Annotated in this window: 18 protein-coding genes; 2 read left to right on the top strand and 16 right to left on the bottom strand. The window is 55.1% G+C overall.

Annotation, left to right across the window (positions count from 1 at the left end):
• Positions 1 to 100: 100 nt before the first annotated feature.
• Positions 101 to 697, top strand: a complete 597-nt coding sequence (locus tag BMZ24_RS12155; RefSeq protein WP_244150351.1) for a methyl-accepting chemotaxis protein — start codon at positions 101 to 103, stop codon at positions 695 to 697.
• Positions 698 to 724: 27 nt separating this feature from the next.
• Positions 725 to 1129, top strand: coding sequence for an Rpn family recombination-promoting nuclease/putative transposase (locus BMZ24_RS20510; protein ID WP_092192646.1), 405 nt, complete (start codon positions 725 to 727; stop codon positions 1127 to 1129).
• Here the strand turns inward: BMZ24_RS20510 and BMZ24_RS12145 are convergent.
• The 16 genes from BMZ24_RS12145 to BMZ24_RS12070 all read right to left on the bottom strand — a co-directional run bounded on the left by BMZ24_RS12145 (position 1085) and on the right by BMZ24_RS12070 (position 17537).
• The gene (locus BMZ24_RS12145; RefSeq protein ID WP_092192644.1) at positions 1085 to 2455 is read right to left on the bottom strand and encodes a class I adenylate-forming enzyme family protein; all 1371 of its coding nucleotides are present in this window, start codon (positions 2453 to 2455) and stop codon (positions 1085 to 1087) included. The two genes, BMZ24_RS20510 and BMZ24_RS12145, sit on opposite strands and share 45 nt — an antisense overlap.
• Complete coding sequence (locus BMZ24_RS12140; RefSeq protein ID WP_161949145.1) at positions 2452 to 3600, bottom strand: FAD-dependent oxidoreductase; 1149 nt, start codon at positions 3598 to 3600, stop codon at positions 2452 to 2454. The genes BMZ24_RS12145 and BMZ24_RS12140 overlap by 4 nt, the downstream gene beginning before the upstream one ends.
• 4 nt (positions 3601 to 3604) lie before the next feature.
• Positions 3605 to 5005: a B12-binding domain-containing radical SAM protein gene (locus BMZ24_RS12135; RefSeq protein WP_092192640.1), complete on the bottom strand. Its 1401-nt coding sequence runs from the start codon at positions 5003 to 5005 to the stop codon at positions 3605 to 3607.
• Between the two features lie 16 nt (positions 5006 to 5021).
• On the bottom strand, positions 5022 to 5879 hold the full coding sequence (locus tag BMZ24_RS12130; protein WP_143077899.1) for a hypothetical protein: 858 nt from the start codon (positions 5877 to 5879) through the stop codon (positions 5022 to 5024).
• 398 nt (positions 5880 to 6277) lie between these two features.
• A complete protein-coding gene (locus BMZ24_RS12125; protein ID WP_092192636.1) occupies positions 6278 to 6541 on the bottom strand; it encodes an acyl carrier protein in 264 nt (87 codons plus the stop codon).
• Positions 6542 to 6591: 50 nt separating this feature from the next.
• Positions 6592 to 7806 carry an AMP-binding protein gene (locus tag BMZ24_RS12120; RefSeq protein ID WP_161949144.1) on the bottom strand — a complete coding sequence of 405 codons (1215 nt, stop codon included), beginning with the start codon at positions 7804 to 7806 and terminating at the stop codon, positions 6592 to 6594.
• Positions 7803 to 8759 (bottom strand): beta-ketoacyl synthase N-terminal-like domain-containing protein, encoded by a 957-nt coding sequence (locus tag BMZ24_RS12115; RefSeq protein WP_161949143.1) that lies wholly within the window; start codon positions 8757 to 8759, stop codon positions 7803 to 7805. The genes BMZ24_RS12120 and BMZ24_RS12115 overlap by 4 nt, the downstream gene beginning before the upstream one ends.
• 5 nt (positions 8760 to 8764) lie before the next feature.
• The gene (locus BMZ24_RS12110) at positions 8765 to 9964 is read right to left on the bottom strand and encodes a beta-ketoacyl-[acyl-carrier-protein] synthase family protein (RefSeq protein WP_208599846.1); all 1200 of its coding nucleotides are present in this window, start codon (positions 9962 to 9964) and stop codon (positions 8765 to 8767) included.
• A gap of 1 nt (position 9965) precedes the next feature.
• Positions 9966 to 10217, bottom strand: coding sequence for a phosphopantetheine-binding protein (locus BMZ24_RS12105; protein ID WP_092192632.1), 252 nt, complete (start codon positions 10215 to 10217; stop codon positions 9966 to 9968).
• 9 nt (positions 10218 to 10226) lie between these two features.
• Positions 10227 to 11123 (bottom strand): lysophospholipid acyltransferase family protein, encoded by an 897-nt coding sequence (locus tag BMZ24_RS12100; protein WP_092192630.1) that lies wholly within the window; start codon positions 11121 to 11123, stop codon positions 10227 to 10229.
• Positions 11120 to 12283, bottom strand: coding sequence for a DUF2062 domain-containing protein (locus tag BMZ24_RS12095; RefSeq protein ID WP_244150352.1), 1164 nt, complete (start codon positions 12281 to 12283; stop codon positions 11120 to 11122). The genes BMZ24_RS12100 and BMZ24_RS12095 overlap by 4 nt, the downstream gene beginning before the upstream one ends.
• A 22-nt stretch (positions 12284 to 12305) precedes the next feature.
• On the bottom strand, positions 12306 to 13688 hold the full coding sequence (locus BMZ24_RS12090) for a lipid biosynthesis B12-binding/radical SAM protein (protein ID WP_092192626.1): 1383 nt from the start codon (positions 13686 to 13688) through the stop codon (positions 12306 to 12308).
• Positions 13689 to 13691: 3 nt separating this feature from the next.
• Entirely contained in the window at positions 13692 to 14150 is a 459-nt protein-coding gene (locus BMZ24_RS12085; protein WP_092192624.1) for an acyl-CoA thioesterase, read from the bottom strand.
• The gene (locus BMZ24_RS12080; protein WP_092192622.1) at positions 14147 to 14449 is read right to left on the bottom strand and encodes an ApeI family dehydratase; all 303 of its coding nucleotides are present in this window, start codon (positions 14447 to 14449) and stop codon (positions 14147 to 14149) included. Before BMZ24_RS12080 ends, BMZ24_RS12085 begins: the two co-directional genes overlap by 4 nt.
• 71 nt (positions 14450 to 14520) lie before the next feature.
• Positions 14521 to 15177: a DUF3261 domain-containing protein gene (locus BMZ24_RS12075; RefSeq protein ID WP_092192620.1), complete on the bottom strand. Its 657-nt coding sequence runs from the start codon at positions 15175 to 15177 to the stop codon at positions 14521 to 14523.
• Positions 15174 to 17537: an MMPL family transporter gene (locus BMZ24_RS12070; RefSeq protein WP_092192618.1), complete on the bottom strand. Its 2364-nt coding sequence runs from the start codon at positions 17535 to 17537 to the stop codon at positions 15174 to 15176. The genes BMZ24_RS12075 and BMZ24_RS12070 overlap by 4 nt, the downstream gene beginning before the upstream one ends.
• Positions 17538 to 17539: the final 2 nt, after the last annotated feature.

The following is a 17539-nucleotide window of genomic DNA, read 5'->3' as shown; positions in this document are numbered from 1 at the left end:
TCCATCATTGACCCCAACTGACCAGTTCCCATAGCGTCCCAAAACCAGCGTCGCTTCGCTCCGATTTCCTGGTCAGTTTCAGCCGGAACAGGTGGTCAGTTTGCAGTGGAATCACTGGTCAGTTTGTCCGGAATGCGCACTTGGCACGGCGGCGCAGGATATCGGCAAGGTTACCGAGGCCATATCGGCCATTTCATCCCAGACCAATCTGTTGGCACTGAATGCGACCATCGAAGCGGCCAGGGCTGGAGAAGCGGGGCGCGGCTTTGCTGTGGTCGCCAATGAAATCAAGGAATTGGCTCAGCAGACCGCTCGTGCCACTGAGGAGATCCGGGGCAAGATCCAGGGCATCCAACAGACCACCGGGCAGACAGTGCAGGAGATTGGCCAGATCAGCAGCGTGATCAACGACGTGGACTCCATCGTGGGCAGCATCGCGGCGGCGGTGGAAGAGCAGTCCGTGACGACCCGCGACATCGCTGACAATGTCGGACAGGCCTCCATAGGCGTGCAGCAGGTCAACGAGAATGTCGCACAGGCCGATTCGGTGCTGCGAACCATCGCCAGGGATGTGACTTCGGTCAATGCCGCTTCAGGTGAAGTGGCCCAAACCGCCGAATCCATGCATGCGAATTCCCAGTCCCTGGCCCGCTTGGCCGAAAACCTCGACGCAATGGTGAGTAAATTCAAAATCTAGGCAACATTGCTTTCTTGGTAAAACGCAATGTCCGCGATGGGTGTGCTGGACACTCTGTCTATCGGCAAGGACACATTTGTAGGCGGGGATCAACGAGAGCATTATTCAGACATGCTTTACTCGGTTCGGCTTGTGGGCGGGAAATCTGCGTACGTGTACCTTCTTTTTGAACACAAGAGCAGCCCCGCCCGTTTTGTCGCATTGCAACTGTTGCGCTACATGCTCGAAATCTTGGAGCTTCACCGTAAACAAAATGAAAAGAGTGGATTTCGCGCCACTGTCCGACTTCTCAAGGGTAACTCAGGCTCTTTCATGACGTATTGCAGTGTACTCTGTCATTGCGATCAATATTTTATTTATTCTACATTCGTCAGATTTAATCTGTCTCTAGTATCTTTTAACTTTTCCGCTCGCAGTGTGGAGGATCTCTGATACAGGGATAATTTTAAGGGGAAGTTTGTATTGTTGTAAATATTTTTTACAGTGATTTATTATAAAATATTTGTCAATTTTTTTATCTTTTGATAAAATTACTTCCGCTACAATAATGTTTCCGATTCTTTGTTCTGGAATTCCGTAAACTCGTGATTTTAAAATTGCTGGATGAGATTCGAGAACGGATTCAATTTCTTCTGGAAAAACTTTCAATCCGGCCACATTTATTTGAGATGCTTTTCTTCCAACAAGCTTTAAACAGTTTTTTTCTATAATTCCAAGATCTCCACTTAAAAAATAGCTATCCATATCAAGAATTGCTGGCATTCGCTGCGGATAAATATATCCAGAAAATATGGATGAACTTTTGATGCATACTTCTCCAACGTGTCCGTCAGCGGCTTTGTTTCCTTCTTCGTCGCAAATTTGAATGTCGAATCCTGGCGCTGCAGGACCTACTGTCAGTGGATTTGAATCATCTTGAGTGTTGATGCAGACGAGGCCTGCTTCGATTATTCCATAAGCTTGCCTGAGCGGATGGCCGAAACGATGTTGAAAAGAAACTGCTACGGATTCAGATAAGGGTTGTCCTGTAGATATTGCCCATCGCAGATGTGGAAGTTTTTCTGTGCTCGAATCGGCGGCCAGCATGCGAAACAGCCAAGGACTGCCGTAGAGCAGGGTTGCTTGATGTTTTTGAGCCAATGAGAGAACCGTTTCTGGTCGCGTGTCGGGAGCGAGGATGACCGTTGTCCCGGCCATAAGATAAGCAAGTATTGAAGATGCAAAATGCAAGCTTGCAGACATAGTCCATATTATTTTGTCTTCGATCCCAAGTTTAAGAGCTCTGGCTACTGAATCAGTTCTTGCTTCAATACACTGATGTGAAAGGACGACGCCCTTGCTTGCACCAGTTGTTCCAGAAGTCGGACGAATAAAGGCTGTTGATTCATGTTCTGGATAACAGGTTCTAGTACTGTCCAGTAATTCTATCTCAATTTTTTTTTCTCTTCGCTCCAAGATGGCATCTGCTTCGCAACAACGCAGGTGGTCATTTTTCTCCTGGTCTGATGCATTTGGAGGCAGCGCAATGAGTGCATGGCCTTTCAATATCACGGCTAGCGCAAGGAGAATGTCGTCAATGGAGTTGGCCAAAGACATGGCAATGCGAGCTTTACGGTTTTCTGTAAATTTCAGGGCTTCGGCCTGCTTTCGGACTTCGCGGTCGAGATCCGAGAAAGTCAGGTATTTTGAACTCTGAATGAGAGCGGGTCTTTTTCCGTATGTGACGGCACGGGACAGAATTGATTCAATGATGTTCATGTTGCTGTAGCCTGTTTCAATACGAGCCTGTTTGATCCTGATCGGCGTGCATCCTGCGCCGCCAGTTCACCCGCGCGATGCCCTGTTTCAATGCAGACGCCAGCAACTCTTGCTGCCGCCTGCCCCAGGGAGGATGAACTCAGACTCATGCCAGTCGTATAGATTGGAGGGCAATGTGATGCCTGGAGACATTCGTCCGGTATGGCGAACCCTTCCGGATGCGGATAAATGAAACGTGGGCCACGTAGATCGCGCCACCATTCGGCCGGCCAATAGCCTCGGACACCGGGTAATGCCGTGAAGCCCTTTCGGAGCATCTCTTCATCAAGGCGCAAACAACCGGCAAATACTCTGCCACTTCGCAATCCCACTTTTTTTCCTGACCATTCAAGGTGAGCCGATTTGAAGGCGGCGCATGTCTTTCGCAAATCAGTAAGCATTATGCGCAGGCATTCTTGAGCATGTTCCGCCAGTCTCAAAGGTTTTTCAGCATGAAAATCCGGCGAAAAATTAAGAATACCTCGGACTTCTTTGCCTTTTTTGTCCCAAGGCAAAAACGAGGGCAGGAATCTTCGACTTGACTGGGCTAGTTGCCGCAACACCTGCACAGAACTCCAAGCCTCGCCGTGGTCAATCCCCCCAATGGAAAAGCCGACACCAGGGCAGGTCGGTTCTGTGGCCGTTGTTGGAAGGCCTGCCATGCTCAGGATGCTGGCCTGCCCGGTGGCGTCGATGAGAGACCGGAACACAAGATGATCGCGGGGTTGCAGACGCGTATTGAATGAGGCTTGGATCGCTGGTTGCGTCGCCAGCATCTTCGACGCTGTCTGTGAGAATTGTCCGGGATCGATTGGGAGCACATGCATCCGGCCAATACGCCGTGGCTCGTTTCCGACTGCCTGAGCCCACATACGCGCTCTGTCCGAAACGTGGATCGCTTTGCTCCTATCGGGCAGGTAGAGCCCACAGATGGTGTGAAGCCCTGCATGGTCCAGGGTCCCGCCAGGTTTTGAGTGTTCGTCCACCAAAAGGACTTGGGTTCCCGCCTGGGCGGCCGCCAGGGCCGCGGACACGCCCGAAGGACCGGCGCCAACGACAATGACGTCGGCCGCGAACGTCAAGGGCTGGCGGTTCCGATGATCCATATGTTCATCGACCATAGATCATGGGTTTGCGCTTTCCGTAGCCCCTTACGTTTTTCCAGATCGGACGTTGTTGAAACAGGCCCAGCAGCTTCATGACCATGTTCAGGGAAAATTTGTTCCAATCCGTTGGGGTGGACCATGTTGGGCGATGCATGGAGAGTTCGTCAATACCGGCCACAGAGGCTGGTCCCAGGTCCGGCGAACAAAAATAAAAAGGCTCCAGCAAGGTGCTTTGGGCATCGAGAAGTCCTTGATCCAGACAATATTTCCATACGCCGGTGTTTCGGTAAACACGGATTCCGATGCTTGGAAAGATTGCATTGGCGTGAACATGCTGATCAAGGAATTCCGCTGAATCTCGTATCGTGCGCCATGTTTCTCCCGGACCTCCGAAAAGAAGGTGGGCGGCAAAAGGAATGTCCGCTTTTTGTAGCGCCTTGGATGCTTTTGCAATCTCGGACAGAGAAAAATTCTTGCCCATGGATTCGAGCATGGGTTCGCTGGCTGCGTCCAACCCCAGTTCGGCGCCGATACATCCTGACGCTTTCATGGATCGCGCAAGCGTATCGTCGAGGCCGGAGGGGTTGATATATGCCTGCCAGGTAATATCAAGGTTCGCCTGGGCCAATGCGTCGCAAATGGCCAGAGCGTGTTCGCGCGGGTGATTGAAAGCCGAGTCCACAAAGTAGAAATGGCGGCATCCGGACCTGCGAATGTCCGCAATTTCCTGGATGACGCTTTGCGCGGAACGCAGGCGCATCCTGCGGCCCTCAAGATGTGGGTAAACGCAATATGAGCAAGTCAGGTTACACCCTCTACGGGTTTGAATTCCCGCAAATCCGCCCCACCGTACGTAGGTTTTGAGAGGAATCTGTCTGTGCGCCTGCCTCGGCAATGCATCCAGATCGAGGATGTTTTCACGGGGGCGCACTTCCCCGTGGCGTCCTGCCACACCGGGTATGTCGGCCGGGTTGCTTTCCGAGAGCAGACGCTCGACCAGATCAACGCATGTGTGTTCTCCTTCTCCGACAACTCCCCATTCAAGCCTAAGAGCATTTAAAATTTCAAGCGGAGCAAGCGAAAAGGCCGCGCCTCCGATGATCAGGGGCACGCTTGTGGCCTGACGGACAATGTCGACCACCTTTTTTACTTCCGGAAGAAACGATTCAGGGGATGTCATGATGCAGGAGTCCAGGTTGCGCATGGAAAACCCGATCAAATCCGGTGAAAAATTCTCAATGGTGCGGCGCAAGGTGCTCTTGACGTGCAAAGCCGGTCCGAGGTCAAGCAGTCGTGCGTTGTGCTGGGCTTTGTTCAACGCACCAACTATCATGGCTGCACCGATCGGAGCGGCGGGGTATGGCAGGCGTTGTCGATTGACGGCGATAATAAGTATATTGGCCATGTTTGATCCGAGAAGGTTACAAGGTCAGCAGGTCGTGCATCGTGCGCTGCCCCAATTGCATTGGGTCCTGCTCTGTGCTGCAGATTGAAAGATGGAGTTTTGCGCCGTGCCTGCATGCGAAAAAACCCAGGCCGGGAGGATGACAGATCATGGGTTGGTGGAAAACCTGCTCGACTCGCGAGCCATGAAAATCAAAATCCGCGAGCGTATCAAACATGGTTCGACCCGTGTGTGCGAAAAAACAGGAGGCCATCCTCCCCTGGGTTAGATGACGCAGAAACCGGGAGCCTGCGGCGCGAGGCAGGTATCCCGACAGGTCGAGCTGCTTTTCAATGGCTTCGACATGTCCGTTTCTGAGCGCACTCATGAATTGTTCAGCAACTTGACGCGCCAGTGTGTCGGGCGTTGTATCTTCCATTTGGGCTGCATGCGCCAGGATGTAGACAATGCTGATCGGATTCCCGAGGAGCGGGCTCAGGTTGCCTGGACTGCGTCGCGTTACGGTGACGGGTATCATGTAGCCGGACGGATTGTTTTTGACCTCAAGGCAAAGGGCGTGCGTTCGCCGTAGAGCTCCTGCAATCAGGAGTGCTGTTTCGCCGATAATGGGATGGATGTGCTTGCCCCGATCAGCGATTTCCTTGCTTTCCTCCTCGTCAAGAACAATGTGACCCACATTCAGCCGGGGATGAATGTGGGTCATCTTGGGCGCAGCCACGCCCTGTCCAATGCGTTTGAAGACTGGGTGGAGGGACCTTGTGGCCTTGAGTCGTTGCAATCCGTTTATCGGCGAGAGGGGTTTCCAGGTGGTCGCATTCTCTTTGTCTTGTCCTGCCAGTCGAACAAGCAGAAATTCGCCGCCGCGAGCATCCATGAGCAAATGATCCCAGGTGAGGCCCAGAGTCGTCCCCTCGGGTCCTTCAATGAGATCTATCGCAAAAGGTGGATGCGCAGGCCTGGGAATGGGCGTGTTCAGGCGCCGGTTCAGAACGTCATGGGCGCTAATGTTTTTGTGCCTGCGGAATTCGGGACGTTTCCCCGAGGAGTACATGATCCGTCGTGTTCGGGTCAGGCCGTTAAGGAGGGCGACTCGGCATGCGGGTTCCTCCGAGGCCCAGGCTTGGAAGCGTTCCTCGAATTGGTGCGGGTCGGGCGGAGCAGACAGGTGCAACTGGAGCTGTGCGATGTTGCCTGGCAAACCGTGTCGGCGCATGTCATGATCAAGAATGTCCAGGAAATGATCCGGACCTTGAAGACGGGCAGGGTTCATGGTCACTGGTTGCGATACGTGTCGATGGTCGCGGACAAAGTTTCCAGGCTGTGCAGATTGATCTCGGTCAGTGCCGAGTCGGGAATGTTTGCACCTAATTCATTTTCTGCCATGACGATGAGTTGCAGTTGGGCCAATGAGTCGATGCCAAGATCTGCCAAAGTGGATGCAGGGTTCAATTTTTCGGGCGGGATACCGAGAAGGTCTTGCGTGGTTTTTTTGAGCCAGCTGAAGGTTGAGTCTGGAGAAATCTCTTCTAAATTCATGAAGCTATCCTTAATCAAACTGTGTTCAAGAAAAAAATCATGAGGAGCGATCAATCCCAGTCAGCGTCCTTGCCCATGTCGTTGGTAGGCAGCGCGGTCCCAAAGGTCAGGGATTTTGGGATTTCGCTCGCGGACAGTCTCTGGACCAACCACGTACGGATGTCGCGTCGAAACGCGTCGATCCGGCTCTCATCCTTGAGGACGACGAAGGCCTTGAGCCTTTGCCCTTCATCCGGACGCATGAGACGCACCGCGCACGAGCGTACCATGGCATGGCCGCGGAGGCAGTCGGCCACTTTTTCCGGATACACGTTGACACCAGCTACCTGGACACACTTGTCCTGACGTTTCAGCGGCCGGAAGGTTCGGGCTGTCTCCCAGTGGACGAGATCGGGCAGTTCGAAGGCTCCTGCGGTTTCTCCGTTCGGAAGTCGGCGCGTGAGTATTGTTGGATGGTCTGGCTGTATGGTGAGCGGTTCCCAAAACGGAAGCAGCGTGTAGGCTTGATCCGGATGATGGCGCGTGCCGATGCCTCCGGTTTCCGAGGAACCATAAACTTCCGTTATACGGCATAGTCCCAGGTTCAGCAGGCCATGGATGACATCCGCTGGGCAGGGGCCTGTTGATGTCACGCCGCAGACTTCGGGCGGAAAGGCGGGCGCAAGCACTGCCAAGGATTTCCAGAACATGGGAAAGGCTACGACCAGGTCGCCAGGCCGCAATTGTTTCATCTGGTTTCGCGAAGGGACAAGGGGGAGATCAAGGACCGGAGTTCCCAAGGCCTTGGGCAGGAGAATGGAAAAAAGGAATCCATAAATATGATGCCTGGGAACCAAAGTGACGATGCGCGTGTGCTCCTTGAAAATTTCCGCCTGAGCCTGAATTTCCTGTTCCAAGAGGGCGAAAGATTGCTTGCAGGCGTTGGGGGTGCCTGTGCTGCCGGATGTCTTGAAAACAAGTTCGGCAGGATTGGCGCGCCAGAACCCGAGCGCGCATTGGGCCCACTCGTCCATGCTCGAACAACTCATGAGCTGGTCTACGGCAGTGCCTGGAATGCACAGCATTTCAGCAAAGGCGTGAGCCACGCTGCGCAGTTCGGATTCCTGCAGACCTGATTGCGAGGGTTGCATCGACGCGAGAGCATCCATGTCCAGGCTGTTGGCCAGGAGGTAATGTGCCTTGCTGGCGTGTAACCCGGAGCCGCGTATCAGACTGGCCAGCAAAGCCCGCAGGTCGGACGCTGTGAGTTCGAGATCCGATTTCATGCGTATTCTCGGGATGTTACGAGAATGCTGCCAGTCATGCCGAATCGATTCCTGCTCAGACAATGCACGGCAGGGCATTCGTCCATGACCGGCCCCAGCCGTCCCTGCACTGTGAGCAGAGCCACGGTCGCATCGAAGGCCATACCGATGGGTATGTTGCCGTAAAGCGGGGAGAAGTCATGCATCGGAGGAAGGGTGTTTCGTTGCGCCGGGCTTGCGGACCCGGAGAAAAAGATCGGGGCATCGGGATACGTTTTTGAGAGGGAAGCATTTTCGATGAAGCCGTGGCGTGCATGCTCTGGGTCGGCGTGCAGGCAGAAAAAGACGGCCCCCTCTCCGGGGGCAAGCCCGCGCCGCCCACCAGAGATTTCGGCAGACAGATTTTCGGCAATGCGCTGGGCATTTATTTCAAGCAGGGCTGTATGCTCGTCCACGGCGCCGAGCAGAACGCGCGTCACGCGTTTTTCAGCCAGCCAAGTTTGAGCTGTCAGGGTCGCCGCCGCAACGGCCGTGTCGAGTTGGCAGATACTGAAACACGGCCCGCGCAAAGTCATCATCAACGCGACGGTGGCGGCGGGAATGTTGTGGACGGAATGCGCGAACGCCTGAGGCGAGGCCATTTCCGGGCCGAAGTCGATGATGGAGTCAAGAAAGTCGAAGGTCAGCTTGACCGGTCCGTAGCCCGTGGCCAGAACAATCCCGGTGTGTTCGAGTTCTGCGGCATCAAGCCCCGCATCTTCAAGTGCTGAATATGCCGCCAGGAGCGCCATTCGGGTGAAATGATCTACTCTGCGCAATGCCCGGGAGGACGCATGTCGGACGAGATTGCTTGTGTCGATCTTCGAGAACTCGATGGTCTGGCTTTCTTCCCGCAACATATGCCGTGCGGCCTGGGCCAGATCCTGGAGACCATTGCCCACGGCGCTCACGATTCCCATTCCTTCTACGGCCATGCGCATCAGATCGCCCTCCCTTTGCCGATGACAAGTACCGTATTGTTGCCGCCAAAGGCCAGTGACTGAGATATGGCCGCCTTTCCATGTACAGGGGTATGCCTCCGGGCAGGGCTTGCACTCAGGGCCGGATCTTCTTCGGAAAATCCCGCGCTGGCTGGAATGCCGCCAGCCGCCAGATGGCCCATGGTAAAGATTGCCTCGATGGCTCCTGCCGCTCCAAGAGTGTGCCCGGTCATGCCTTTCGTGGAGATGAACGGAGTTTGCGGAAAAAGTTCATTGAGCACGGTAGCCTCGACAGTGTCGTTGTTAGCGGTTCCCGTGCCGTGGGCATTGATGAAGGAGATGTCCGCGGTCGTGAGGCCTGCTGCGTCGAGCGCGTCCGATATGGCCAGCTTGAGTCCCACTCCTTGCGGATGCGGGGCGGTCAGGTGATGGGCGTCGGCAGCTGTACCGTAGCCGAGGATTGTCGCAAGCTCACCGGCATTTCGCTTTTCACGGCTGGCTGAGGCTTCCAGGATGACGATCCCCGCCCCCTCGCCCAGGTTCAGCCCGCCTCGTGACTTGTCGAATGGGCGGCAGGGCGATTGATCCGAGATCATCAGCCGGATGAATCCATTGTAGGTCACTTCGGACATTTCGTCCGCACCGCCAGCGATAACGATATCGCATATTCCCTGGGCTATCCAGGATGCGGCCAAGCCGATGGCGTCGGCGCCGGACGAGCACGCGTTGACAACGGTCTGGACAGGGCCGGTGGTGCCCAAGGCATGGGCCAAAGTCACGGCCGGATTGGAGTTGAGATATCGGTGCACGGGTTCAAGGTCGGGTGTCTGCCCCGCTCGTGTGCCCCGATAGAAGTCCAGAAGGTTGAGAGATGCCCCCACGGAAGTACCGATACAGACTCCAACCCTACTCGTATCAAGATCGGAAATTGCAAGACCGGCCTGCAGGAGAGCCTCTTTTACGGCATGCAGTGCAAAATGTGCGGTCATGGACAGATCAGGACCGTTTTTTTGTTCGCAACGGACGTGTTCAGGCACTTCGAAGACAGGGTAGGTTCTGGTGTGTCCACTTTTGAAACGCGATGGGGGGAGGGGAGCGCGTTGTCCGGCCTCCAGAGCACGCAGGATATCTTTCAGATTCGTGCCGGCGGCGCAGACGCAACCCATTCCGGTAACGCTGACAGGTTCCATGCGCAGCATGCTAACTCCGGCGCTCTGTAATGAACTCGGCCAAGGCGTTGATGGATTGGAAAGCTCTTCGGCCTTCGTCCATGTCCTTGATTTCCACCCCGTAAAGGCGTTGCACAAGAACCACGATCTCCACTGCGTCAAGGGAGTCAAGACCGAGGCCGTCGCCAAACAGCGGGGCTCCGTCGTCGATATCATCCGGGACCAGATCTTCGAGATTGAGTTCGCTTATCAGGGTCTGCTTGAGTTGTTTTTTAATATCCATGTATAAATCCTAATTTTCCCACATGTCGTAAAAGTTGAAGAATTGATAAGGGTTCGCTTTGACCATTTCTTCCAGGGCCAGCGCGAATTGCCGTGCGTAAGGGATGTAATTTTCCCTGGATCGTCCCAGGCCCCGCGGAACGCGGATAATCCGGGCGATTTCGTGTCTTGCTTGGCCGGGACCGATCCTGCTGGAAAAGAAAACGAGAATCGGAGCGCCCGTGACCGAGGCCAGCCTGTAGGCGCTGAAAGGCAGGCGCACACTGCCACCGAGAAAGGGGACGCTCACCGTGTTGCGATCATTGCCGAACGTACGGTCGCCCATGATTCCGAGAATATGCCCTTTGGTAAGCGCATCGAGCATTTCAAGGCTTCCGCCCAAATACCCGCAGGGGTCGATGATGCGAAAAGGCGCGTCAGTTCCAGCGTGTTCGAAATGCTGTCGGTCAATATCGTCAGGCGCGCGATGCATAAGCACGTGTACGGGTGTCTCAATGCCGTCGAGGCCAGTGCTGGATGTTTGCCAGCAGCCGAAATGTCCGGTCAGCAGGATGAGGCCCCGTCCTTCGCTCAGCAGCGTTTTGAGGGTCTGTTCATCGTCCTGGCTGGCTGTGATGGAAAACTGGCCGAGGATGCCGGAAGCCGCGCGGTCGATCAGGGTGAGCCCAAAATTCCAGTTCAGCAGGAAACAATGCCGCAGGCGTTGCAGCCTTCCCGTTTTGGGAAAGCGACGCGCAAGATAAGGCGCTGAGCGGGCCCTGGTCATGGGGCGCAGGGTGTACCAGAGCACGACAAAAAAAAGCAGGACATAGGCGGGTCTTCTGCCCAGCGTCCGGATCAGCAGGTAAAAAATTCCATGTTGAAGGCGTGACCCGATACTTCGGCTTGTCCAGCGTTGGTGTGTCATGGCCTGACCTGCGGTTCGTTTTCTGAACGACCGTTAAGGCCCATTGAAATCCCCTTGGCCATGACAAAGACGATGCCACCGATGAGAAGCGACAGTATCGGAGCCAGCAGAAGGGATCCCAGAAGCCATTCCCAGATTCGTTGCAGCGCTTCGTAACCAAGGGTCTGCAGGGATATTTCTGTCAGAAAACTTCCATGGCGCATGAAATGCCCGGCTTCAATGCACAGGGCCGGCACAAATGGAGGCATGCAGAGCTGGCTTACTGCGAGGCCGACAACTTTGTTCATTCGAAACCACCCGGCCACCAGGAGAATGGTAATGCTGTGCAGCCCGATAAGCGGGATGGTTCCCAGAAACATGCCCATCGCGGCGGCCATGGCCAGTTCTCTTGGCGTGGCCTCGCTGGCCAGAAGAATGCGCAGGGATTTCAGCGGATGAATGGCTGATATGGCGCCTGTTTCGTCTTGGCTGAAGGTTCGATGCGGAATGGGTACGATGGCCCTTACGGTCAGCCTGGTATTCAGGAGGGAAAGACGCAGATTGTCCATGAAGGCTCTGAAATGCGACACCCGTTCGCCTTTGGGCGGATAATACACGGCAATGTCGACCTCGGACAATCGGAAGCCGGCCCAGGCGGCACGAACCAGAATTTCGACCTCGAAGCTGTAGTGATTTTCAGTAAATCGCAGCTTTTCAAGAACCGCCAGCGGATAGGCCCGAAAACCGCTTTGCACATCTGAAATGGCGATGCCGGTTTGGACTCTGAGCCAGAAATTGGAAAATTTTCGCCCGAAGCGAGAAGAGCCGGGCACATTCGCGGTGTTGAAGTCACGGGCTCCAACGATGATGGCATTTTCGTCCCGGGCGATGGCGTCCAGGAGCAATGGCAGATCGGCCGGATCATGCTGCCCGTCCGCGTCAATGGTGACAATGTGGGACATTCCCAAGGAGCGCGCCACATTTGCACCTGTTCGGATGGCCGCGCCTTTGCCACGGTTCTGCTCATGGCGGACAATCCTTACAGGCAGATCGTCCAGGGCGTGCGGCGGGATGTCGTCGCTGCCGTCATCCACGACCAGGACGTGCACATGCCTGCTCAGCACCCCCTCCACCACGGAGCGTAGCGTTGCTCCGTGATTGTAGACCGGGATGACTACCATCACGCGACTATCCAGGGCTGTGTCAGGCTTGGCAGGCATATATAGACGGCTCCTTTTCGTTGGATGCGGGATAACGGATAAGAGAGTCCCAAAGAATGCCCCGGTAGCCGAACTTGCGCATGACGGCCATCTGCTCCTGCCCTTTGGATGGTGGGAACAGTCGGTCTCGTCGCCCCTTGAAGGCTTGGGTGAGCTGGGTTTCAACCTTTGCGGGGTCAATGTGCGGTGAAAAATAATAGGTGGGTTCCAAGCAGGATGCAGCCGGATCAAGAGAGCCCTCTTCAATGGCGTGCCGCACCAGCGCTGTGTTCGGATAGATGCGGATTCCCAGGAAAGCGCAGACCACGCAATGCTGCAGCCGGCCTATGTTTTCAATGCCTTCCCGCACGGTTAGTTCGGTTTCTCCCGGACCACCGAAGATGATGAAGTGGGCACATGGGATCCGTTCTTCCACACACAAGGCATTGATTTTTTCAACCGTCTTGAAATCAAAACCTTTGCGTAAACCTTGCAGGGTGGCGTCCGATGCCGCGTCCGTGCCAAGTTCCATGGCCTTGAGCCCGGCTCGGCGGCAGAGGCGCAATGCGTCCTGGGTAATGCCGATTGGCTGGAAAAATCCGCTCCAGGAGATGTTCACCTCGCGCCTGATCATTTCTTCGGCCAGTGCCAACCAATGGCCCAGGCCATCGTTGAAGACCGAGTCAGTGAAAAAAAGTTCGGAAATACTGTAGTCACGTTTCAGTCGTATGATTTCGTCAACCACGTCGCCGGGCTCTCGCGCTCGGATTTTCGTCCCTTCAAGGGCGGGGTAGGTGCAGTAGATACATGTATGCGGACATCCGCGTTTGGTCTGGATGCTGGCGACCCCACTTTCACGCAGATAGAAGTCCATGATCTCGGGGCAGGGAGATGCGCCGTGCATTTCCTTGTCCTGCAACCGTTTTGTTCCTTTGGTGATTCGTGGGGGTGTCTGGCCCTGCGCGAGTTGTTCGAGAACATTGCGACAGGCCTCCTCGCCTTCGCCGACAATGCCAAAGTCGGCCCCCGTGTAGTCCAGGATTTGTTCAGGCATGAGCGAAAAGCCAGGGCCCCCCATCATCAAAGGTGCATCGCAAAAAGAGCGGATAAAGGCGATCAGTTCACGCACCTCGCGCAGTGCCCAATGCGTGTGCGATGTCAGCGAGTCCACGTTGTCTACGTTGCGAAGGGAAAAACCTATGACCTGTGGACGATATTCGGTGCAGACGCTGCGGATTATCTCTTTGTCGCCACCGAGAGCCAGGCAGTCGAGCTGACGAACGTCATGCCCGGAGGACAAAAGCGCGCTCGCAAGGACGGCCATTCCCAGGGGGAAGACAGGATACGGCTCGATTTCAGTATTCGTGGCGATGAGCAGAATCCGCATCTTCTAGAGTTCTCCCTTCTTCCATGATGCAAGGAATTTTTGATAAAAATCAGGTGGATATGTAAGGATGTTTCCGTCGCTGTCCAGGAAGAGCTGTACCGTGAAGCCAGTGGTTGCCAGCGTGCCGACCTGGTTGCGAATTTCAAACTCAAAATTGATGCGGGCGGCTTCTGTCCAGTGCAAGATGGCGGTGATCGTGCAGTCTTCACCGAAACGCAGTGGCGCGATATAATCGATCCAGAGTTGCTTGATGGGCGTGATGACATTTTCCCGGTGGAAGTCGAGGTAGCCGACACCGTAACGATTGCCCAAAGCCACGCGCGCGTCTTCGAAATAGCTTGGATAGTGCCCGTGCCAGACAATGCCCAGCGTATCTACCTCTTGGAACCGAATGCGGCGTTCAACATCAATGCGCAACGGGACAGGACTGCCGGGTGCTGTTTTGAAATATGGCTTTTTCATTCCGCGAATTCCTTTGGATGCAGTGCCAGAGCCATGGTCGCGGCCGTGTCCCCGCCTACGCTGATGATAATGGTAGCCAGAATATTGCCATCTTTTTTTTGGGTCTCTGCCCTGACGAGCATGAGTTCCCCTGGGGTGATTACACGTGAGAATTTAGCCTTGGCGACTTTATGAAGCGTCATGGAATCATCGCTCGCTGTGAGCATGCCGGCCAGGACTTGAACGATGCCGGGCAGGATGGGGCGATCCGGAAAGTGGCCGTCAAATCCCACAAAAGTGGGCGGGAAGATGAACTCCATTGTTCGGAATCCGTGCTCGTCGGTGTGGGCGGGGCGAGTTGCACAGGACCGAACCTCTTGAAGGAGTCTGCTCATGATGATGTCATCCTTTGTTCGATGAGGCGCACATCGAGTGAATAGCGCCCGTGGCTGTCTTTGAAGATGATACGAGACGGTTCCTGTGTGTCGGCCATGCGTTCCGAATAATGAATTTCCCAGTATTCGTCTGGACCAAGGGATCGGGTCGCCGTGAGTGTTTCTTTCAGATACTCGTGCTCAACGTGTTGGCCGTCGTGGATTCCGTACATGTAAGCGGTGTCTTCAATCCGGCGGAACCCGTTGCCAATTTCTGGCTGGGGAGCCAGCCAGATCCGCCGCACGCAGAAGGCGATATGCTCCGATAAATTGTTGATGCGATTTAAACCCGGTGAAATGAAATGTGTTTCAACGGTTTCCTGACTGATGCTCAGATCAAAAATCTTCATTCCAAAACCGGCCATGCCCACAAGCCGTACCGATTGTCCGTTATGATCAAACCGCATGATTCCGCTGAAAGTCTGGTCCAGACTGCGCCCAGGGATTCGCAGTCGCACTGAATGTCGCAGCAGCAGTCCGTTTCGAGCGGGACCTCGGTATTGCGACAGAGTAGCGGCCAGATGCGGGTTCGGCAGTTCCGATCGAGGCTGCTGATTTGCCATGCCCGCACACCCCAGGTTGACCAGAAGCACAGCGGTTACGAGCCATTTCATCGCCGGTCTCCGTTCAATGCGGGTACTATCCAAAGGGCCGTGATCATTGCCGTGCCCACTCCGGTCAAGACTGTTATGCCGATGGAGTGCAAGGCCGGGTGTCGAGCCAGCACGAGCACCCCAAACCCGCACAGCGTGGTCAATCCGGAAAAGAGCACGGCGCGTGCTGTCTGATGATGCGCGGATTGTTCCGAGCGGCAAACCATGAATATTCCGTAGTCAGCGCCAAGACCGATGATGAGCGGGAGAGAGACGATGTGGAAGAGGTTCAAGGCTTGTCCGAAGCTGTACATGACCGCGAGCACCGTGGTCACGCCCATGCCTATGGGCAAAAGGGCGAGCAGTGTTTTGCGCGGGTTGCGAAAGAGTATCGCATTGAGCAGCACCACTCCGGCCAGGGCCGAGCCACTGAAGCGCAAGACATCAATGCGCATTGCGCCCCCAAGCAGTTCCCGGAACCGGGATCCGGAAACAAATTGGGCTCCTAGCTCCCGCTCGGTGTAATCGCTTAGCAAAGCGGCATTTTTCATTGTGTCCGGAAGCAGGGTGAGGACAAGGAAGTCATCGCCATCGCGCATGGCCAGCACGTCCACAAATTCCTGGATACCTAGTTCATGCAGTGACTCGCTTGAAATAGTTTCGGGCGAGGCACTGATGAATTCGGCAAACGGGCTGAATGCGGAACGGGAAAATCCCAAGGCCTTTTGCTCGGTTTCCAGACGGGTAAAAGCTGATTGTCCGTTGACCTGCCAAAAGGCTTTCCAGCGCGAAATGTTTTGCAGTTGTGTCTGCATGGCGGGAAGGAGTGGGGCCAGGCTGATTATTGGACTTGTGGCATTATGAGTCTGCAGAAAACTCCAAACGCGGTCGTTTTTTTCGAGAGCGTCGTCGAATGTCCGAGCGCGAACAAAGATCAGGGCGAGATCACGCATGCTTCCCCAGATTGTTCTGGTGGCATCTTCTTCCGCCTGGATCTCTGTGGGAGTAAAGCTCATTGCCCGCAGGTCGCCGTTTATGCGTGTGTGCTGGCCGAACCAGATTCCGGCACTCAGGACGGCGATCCAAAGCGTTATGAGAGGCGCTGCGCCAAAAGATTTACGAGTGTTGTGCGGAATGGTGGAGGTTCCTCTGCCTGTCTTCGCGGTGATGAAGTGTGGCAGGATGAGCAGCGACATGAAAAAGGACGCAATGATGCCGAAAAGGGAAAAAACGGCCAGCTGGCGGATGCCTGGGATGTCCGACACGAGAAGGGCGGCGAGGGCGGTGCATGAGGTCAAGGCGCCAAAGGTAATGGCAGGAGATATTTGTGTAAGCGTATGCGCAGGGTTATGATTTTCATCGGCGCTTGAATTCTGCAACGCAAAGTAGACGTGCAGGGCGTAGTCTACGGAAATACCCAGGAGCACGGCACCAAATCCAAGGACAATGCCGGAAATGGAGCCGTAGACAAGAGCGGTGGCTGTCCCGGCGACACCGACCACGCAGACCGGAACCAGGAAAACGTAAAGGCTTTGTCGGTTACGCATGAAAAGCAGGAAAATCAGGGCCAGCAGGATGAAGGCGGAAGGCAGAATGATTGCCAGATCATCCTTGATGGCCTGCGCGTTGACATGCGTGTGGCGATGCCCGCCGACAAGCATGGCCTGCGCGCCTTCGGGCAGTGCTGCGACCGCTTTTTCATAGCTGCTCATGACCTTGGCCGCGCCGAGCGAGTCGGTCATCGGGATGTCCGTGTCAACCAAGATCAAGGCGTGATTGCCGTCACGGCTTACGAAATGACCGTTTTCAATCCTTACATCGGCCAGGCGCGACGGCGCTGCCAGTTTGGGCAGAACAATCTTCCGTATTCCCAGGGGATCTTGGCGGATGACCTTTTTCAGGGCTACTGCGCCAGGTGAAAGCAGGTCGCGTCTGTTTTGCTCCAGTGCGGTTTGCACATGCTCCGGGTCGGTCAATGCGTAGAGTGTTTTTGTGTCCTGTTCGGTCAGCAGGGCCGGAGCCAAGGGTAACAGCTTGGTGAGAAACGTCAGGGAAATGTTGCTCGGCGGACCGGTCAGTACGCGAGTGAAAACGCTTTCCCGGCGCAAGGCGGTTGCCAGGGCTTCGGCGGCCTGGGTGGGATTTGCGCCGGCATGACTGACTGTAATGGTCAGTCGCTGGGCAAATGGCGCCAAACGCAACAGGGCAAAGTCGGACGCAATTCGGCCGGAGTCGTCCGGAAGCATGGTGCTGATATCTTCACGGACAACCAGCCTTGAAACAAAGAGAGAGCAGGCGAAACAGGCAAGTGCGCAGAGTACCAGCAAAAAACCCCGTCGGGGAGCGAGAAAAGCATAGGCGCGGCCAAACAGGTGAAACATGC

Source organism: Desulfomicrobium norvegicum, from assembly GCF_900114595.1.
In the GTDB taxonomy this organism is placed as follows: domain Bacteria; phylum Desulfobacterota; class Desulfovibrionia; order Desulfovibrionales; family Desulfomicrobiaceae; genus Desulfomicrobium; species Desulfomicrobium macestii.
Note: the sequence above shows the minus strand (reverse complement) of the source record. Positions and strands in the feature narration are given on the sequence as shown.